This is a genomic window from Ideonella azotifigens (assembly GCF_006519715.1).
Lineage (GTDB): Bacteria > Pseudomonadota > Gammaproteobacteria > Burkholderiales > Burkholderiaceae_C > Ideonella > Ideonella azotifigens.
Genome location: NZ_VIDT01000449.1, coordinates 1 through 4,638, shown reverse-complemented (window position 1 = coordinate 4,638; position 4,638 = coordinate 1). Strand labels below are relative to the sequence as shown.

7 protein-coding genes are annotated in these 4,638 nt (G+C 67.6%); 2 read left to right on the top strand and 5 right to left on the bottom strand.

Going from position 1 to position 4,638, the window contains the following annotated elements:
• The 3 genes from FKP22_RS21625 to FKP22_RS21615 all read right to left on the bottom strand — a co-directional run.
• Positions 1–274, bottom strand: a 274-nt coding sequence (locus FKP22_RS21625; protein WP_233446924.1) for a maltotransferase domain-containing protein, incomplete at its 3' end; no start/stop codon positions are given.
• Positions 275–328: 54 nt separating this feature from the next.
• Positions 329–709 (bottom strand): hypothetical protein, encoded by a 381-nt coding sequence (locus tag FKP22_RS21620; RefSeq protein WP_141289755.1) that lies wholly within the window; start codon positions 707–709, stop codon positions 329–331.
• 160 nt (positions 710–869) lie between these two features.
• Positions 870–1,106: a hypothetical protein gene (locus FKP22_RS21615; RefSeq protein ID WP_141289754.1), complete on the bottom strand. Its 237-nt coding sequence runs from the start codon at positions 1,104–1,106 to the stop codon at positions 870–872.
• A 295-nt stretch (positions 1,107–1,401) separates the two neighbouring features.
• Between FKP22_RS21615 and FKP22_RS21610 the strand changes: the two genes are divergently transcribed.
• Positions 1,402–2,076 (top strand): hypothetical protein, encoded by a 675-nt coding sequence (locus tag FKP22_RS21610; RefSeq protein ID WP_141289753.1) that lies wholly within the window; start codon positions 1,402–1,404, stop codon positions 2,074–2,076.
• A 79-nt stretch (positions 2,077–2,155) separates the two neighbouring features.
• Here the strand turns inward: FKP22_RS21610 and FKP22_RS21605 are convergent, their stop codons facing one another.
• Together FKP22_RS21605 and FKP22_RS21600 are read right to left on the bottom strand one after the other, a co-directional pair.
• On the bottom strand, positions 2,156–3,859 hold the full coding sequence (locus FKP22_RS21605; protein ID WP_141289752.1) for a methyl-accepting chemotaxis protein: 1,704 nt from the start codon (positions 3,857–3,859) through the stop codon (positions 2,156–2,158).
• A gap of 110 nt (positions 3,860–3,969) precedes the next feature.
• Positions 3,970–4,401, bottom strand: a complete 432-nt coding sequence (locus FKP22_RS21600) for a PACE efflux transporter (protein WP_141289751.1) — start codon at positions 4,399–4,401, stop codon at positions 3,970–3,972.
• A 90-nt stretch (positions 4,402–4,491) separates the two neighbouring features.
• On the opposite strand from FKP22_RS21600, the gene FKP22_RS21595 reads away from it, so the two are divergent.
• On the top strand, positions 4,492–4,638 hold a 147-nt coding region (locus FKP22_RS21595; RefSeq protein ID WP_141289750.1), incomplete at its 3' end, for a helix-turn-helix domain-containing protein.

Genomic DNA, 4,638 nt, shown 5'->3' with positions numbered 1-4,638 from the left:
TTTCCACTTCGCGCCAGGCGCTGCCGTCGTCCTGCCGTTCGGGCCGCCATTGCAGCCTGGCGCGCACCTGGTCGTGCCCGTCAGTGAAGACGTGGGCGCTGACCTCGAAGGGCTCGCCGGCCACGCATTTGGCAGCAAAGCGGCCGTGGTCGATGCTCGGTTGCACCGCGGCGATGACCACGCGTACGCGGCCATCGGCCGGAAGTTCAGGGCCAGCAAGGAAACGGGTCTCGGCGGCAACATCGGACATGCCGCCGGTGTCGGCAATCGGCATGCCGATGCGTCCCCGGCGGCCGGTGCCGCGCCGCAGGGCAGGGCAGGGCAGGGCTCAGGCGCTCACGGCACCGAAGGTGCTGGCCGCACGGGCAGCGTGGATCGCCGGCATCCTGCCGCCTGTGTTGGCACGCTTGGGCGGGTCCTGTTTCAAGACACCCCGTGCCAGCAGGCAGCGCATCAGCGAGGTGGACACGCTCGCCACGCCTGGCCCCGCGTCGTCCACCCAGCGCAGCAGCATGCGGCGCTGGTTTCGCTCCAGCGTGCAGGGGCCGGCGGGGATCAGCAGCATTTCCTCACCCGCGCGCTCTTCCAGCCCCAGGCTGCAGGTGAGCAGGGCCTTGGTGCTGGGTGGCCGGCGGGTGCGTTGGGCCGGCGCGAGAGCGAGGGCGGGCGTCTGCAACACGACAGGGGCGAGGGCGGACAGGTCGATCATCACGGGGCACTTTCCTGCCCGCAGCGCTTGGGCATGACATGGACAACAGGGCCTGCTGCCCGAAAACCTCGGGGTTGCAAGCCACCGAGTCCGCCCTGGCAATCGGCGTGCCGACGGCCGCGCCGGCCCACGCCTCCGGCGCAGGCTGGCGCGGCATTCATCAGCGTTGCTGATCGTCAGAGCCGGGCTGGCGCTTGTCACCTTGCTGGTTGGCATTGTTCTGGTTGCGCTGTTGCGGGTCCTTGGGGTTTTGCTGGCCCTGCTGGCCCTGGGTGCCGCTGCGTTGCTGCTGTTGCTGCTGCGGGTCCAGCGGGCGTTTCTGGCCGCTGCCCTGGCCTTGCTGGCTGGCTTCCTGCTGCTTTTGCTGCGCTTCGTTGGGGCGGTTTTGTTGACTCATCATGGTCTCCTTGGACGATGGCTTCGATACAAACGCCGACGGTGTGCCGACGCCACCTCCGCGGCAATCACCGTGCCCAGGCGGCCCTCTGCAGGTAGGCCGGCGGGGCCCCGCGCCGCGCGATGCAGAAATTGCCGCAGCGGTGACCGCCGCGCCGCGGATGTAACAGGCTTCATGCCACCCCTCATTTCCGCCGAAGACACGGAGCAGGCTGGCCCTAAGGTTGCGTGCAATGCGTCGTGGAATGCCGGAGATGCCTGTGAAGCAGTCTTTGTGGGCCCGGGGGTGGGCCATTGTGAGCCTCGGTCTTGTGCAGAACCTGGCAGGCTTGCCGGTCGCTGCAGCGGAGCTGACGGCCCTGGAAACCAGCTGGATGAAGGCCGTCTGGCCGGTCGTCGCCTTTGCCAAGGAAAGCCGGCTGCCGCTGGACATCGTGGTGCAGCCGCAGCCCGGTCCCGGTGCGGCGCCAATCGCGATGGCTTTTGTCGAAGGCCGCTGCAAGCTGGTCTTCACGCTGCGCGGCAACCCCGAAGCCCAGGCCACGCTGGACCGTCTGGCCCCCGAACTGCAGAACCCCGCGCTGGAGCTGATGGCCGCGCACGAGCTGGCCCACTGCCGCCGTCACCTGGACGGCGCCTGGTACGGCCTGCCCGCAGGCCTGTCTTGGCAGGAGCCGCAAGGCCTCGCGCCGGAGCTGCAGGCCGACTACCGCGAGATGAAGGCGGTGCGCCGCGAGGAAGGTTATGCCGACCTGGTCGGCCTGGCCTGGGCCCAGCAGCACCATGCCGAGCTCTACGCCCGGCTGCACACCTGGCTGATGACCGAACGCTCGACCGACCGCGTGCCCGGCACCCACCACGACACCGTCGCCTGGCTGCGCCTGGCCAGCCACGACGCCGGCCCGGCCGACCGCTCGATCTTCGTGGCGCCCGAGGCGCTCTGGGAAACCGGGCTCAACGCCGAACCTTGAGCGAGACGCCGAGAACGGCATGCGCTCAGGGCCTTTCGGGGCCCTGAGCGCATTCCGGGGGTCACGCGGGGCGCAACGCTCAATGGGCCGCGCCAGCCTGGGCTTGCGGCGACAGCTTGAACACCGCCACGGCCTGCACCAGTTGCTGTGCCTGGGCCTTCAGGCTCTCTGCGGCAGCGGCGCTCTCTTCGACCAGCGCGGCGTTCTGCTGGGTGGCCTGGTCCATCTGGCTGACGGCCATGCCCACCTGCTGCACGCCGTGGCTCTGCTGGGTGCTGGCCGACGTGATCTCGGCCACGATGCTGCTGACGTGCTGAATGGCGCTGACGATCTCGCCCATGGTCACGCCGGCCTGATCGACCTGAACAGTGCCTTGCTCGACCTGCGCCATGCTGCGACCGATCAGGGACTTGATCTCCCTGGCCGCCTCGGCGCTGCGCTGCGCCAGGCTGCGGACTTCGGAGGCCACCACCGCGAAGCCGCGGCCCTGCTCACCAGCGCGGGCGGCTTCCACCGCCGCGTTCAAGGCGAGGATGTTGGTCTGGAAGGCAATGCCGTCGATCACGCCGATGATGTCGCCGATCTTGCGGCTGCTGTCGTTGATGCCCTGCATCGTGGTGACGACCTGGCCGACGACGTCGCCGCCTCGTGCGGCCACGGCACATGCGCCGTGCGCCAGCTGGTGGGCCTGCTTGGCGCTGTCGGCGTTGTTGCGCACGGTGCCGCCAAGCGCTTCCATCGTGGAGGCGGTCTGCTGCAGCGCGCTGGCCTGCTGTTCGGTGCGGCCCGACAAGTCCTGGTTGCCCAGGGCGATCTGCCCGCTGGCCGTGGCCACGCCTTCGGCCGAGCTGCGGACCATCGCCACGGCATTCGCAAAACTGGCGGTCATCTGCGTCAGCGCGGCCATCACGCTGCTCGAATTCGCCTTGCCATGGATGGGGCTCAGGATCAGGTTGCCCTGTGCAATGCTGTTCATCGCGCCAACGACGGCATCCGGCTCGGCGCCCAGCCGGCGCTGGATCCAGGACCGCGCGTAGAACAGGGAACCGATTGCCGACACGATCACCAGCGCAAGGCTGGCCAGCGCCGCTGCGTACCAGTGCCGGCGCAAGGCGTTGGCGTCAGCCACCGCCGCCGCCGTGCGCTGGTCCAGCATGCCGAAGAACTCGTCGACCGGCTTCATGATCTTGGCCTTGTAGCGGTGGTAGTCGGCGTTGTGCATCAAGGCCTGGGCCTGCGCCCGGTCGGGCTCGCCGGTCTTGCTGAAGCCGCCATTGCCGTCCGCGTATTGGCCCTTCACCATGTTCATCGCGATGGTCTCTGTCTTGACCAGGTCGTCAGAGTTCGCCGCGGCTTCCTTGAGCTTGGCGAACTCGGCTTGCGTGAAGCCAGCAGCCTTCATGCTGTCCAGCAGCGGCACGCTGGCGCTGCTGCCTTCATGGCCAGGCCCGGAGGGCACGATGTTGGCCGCGCGGAAGTCCCAGTAGATTCTTTCGTAGCCGGGCGGGCGCGGCTTCTTGCCATTGCGGATGTCCAGCACTTCGAAGTACTGCTGCTCCCACATCGGGTCGCCGCTGACGACGTAGGTGCGCGCCAGGCGGGTCAGGTCATCCGAGCTTTGACGCAATTCGTCGGCCAGCAGTGCAGACACGTGGCGCGACTCGTGCGCGGCCGACAGCCTGTCGCTCGCTGCGCCCACCTGATAGATCGACATGACGAGCAACAGCGTGGCGATGGCCGTGCTGATCAGTGCGGTTCCGAACAACTGCTTGATGGATCTCATTCTGCTTCTGCCTTGTGACGTCTGGAATAGACACACTCACGCTTGGGTGAGCCCTCGGCAGTGATATCGGAAAGCGCGAGGCAAAGTTGACTGGCCTGTTCCTTCGTCGTTCAGGCCGCCGAGGCCGGCAGGCCGAACACCGCGTCGAAGGCCCAGTTCATCAGGTAGGTGTAGACCAGGAAAAAGGCGATCAGGCCGACTTCCAGCGACACCGCGTGCCAGAAGCTGATCTGCAGCAACAGCATCATCACCGGCACCAGCAGCAGCGTCAGTCCACCTTCGAACAGCACCGCGTGCGCCGCCCGGCGCGCAAAGCTGCGGCCGCGTGTTGTCTGCCGCGCTTCCCAGCGCTCGAACAGCGCGTTGAACACCATGTTCCACAGCACCGCGGCCACCGAGGCCGCCACCGCCACGGCACCGGCCGCCGGCAGCGGGTGGCCCAGCGCCTGCATGATCAGGCTGTTGGCCGCGATGGCACCCACCTCGAAGAGGGTCACGTAAAGCACCCTGCGGCGCAGCCCTTGCAATCCTGGCCCATTCATCGGGGCACCTCTTCCAACATGCGAAAAGCCGCGAGCGTAGTGTTGCTGGCTGAAAGCTGCCAGTCGGCTGCTGTCAGTTAAGCTGACAGCATGTTCAGCAGCGAAGCCGTGCGCGTGTTCCTGACCGTGGTGGATCACGGCTCGTTTTCGGCCGCGGCCCGCGCTTTGGGCCGCATGCCTTCGGCTGTCAGCATGGCTGTTGCCCAGCTGGAGGCCGAGCTGGACCTGCAGTTGTTC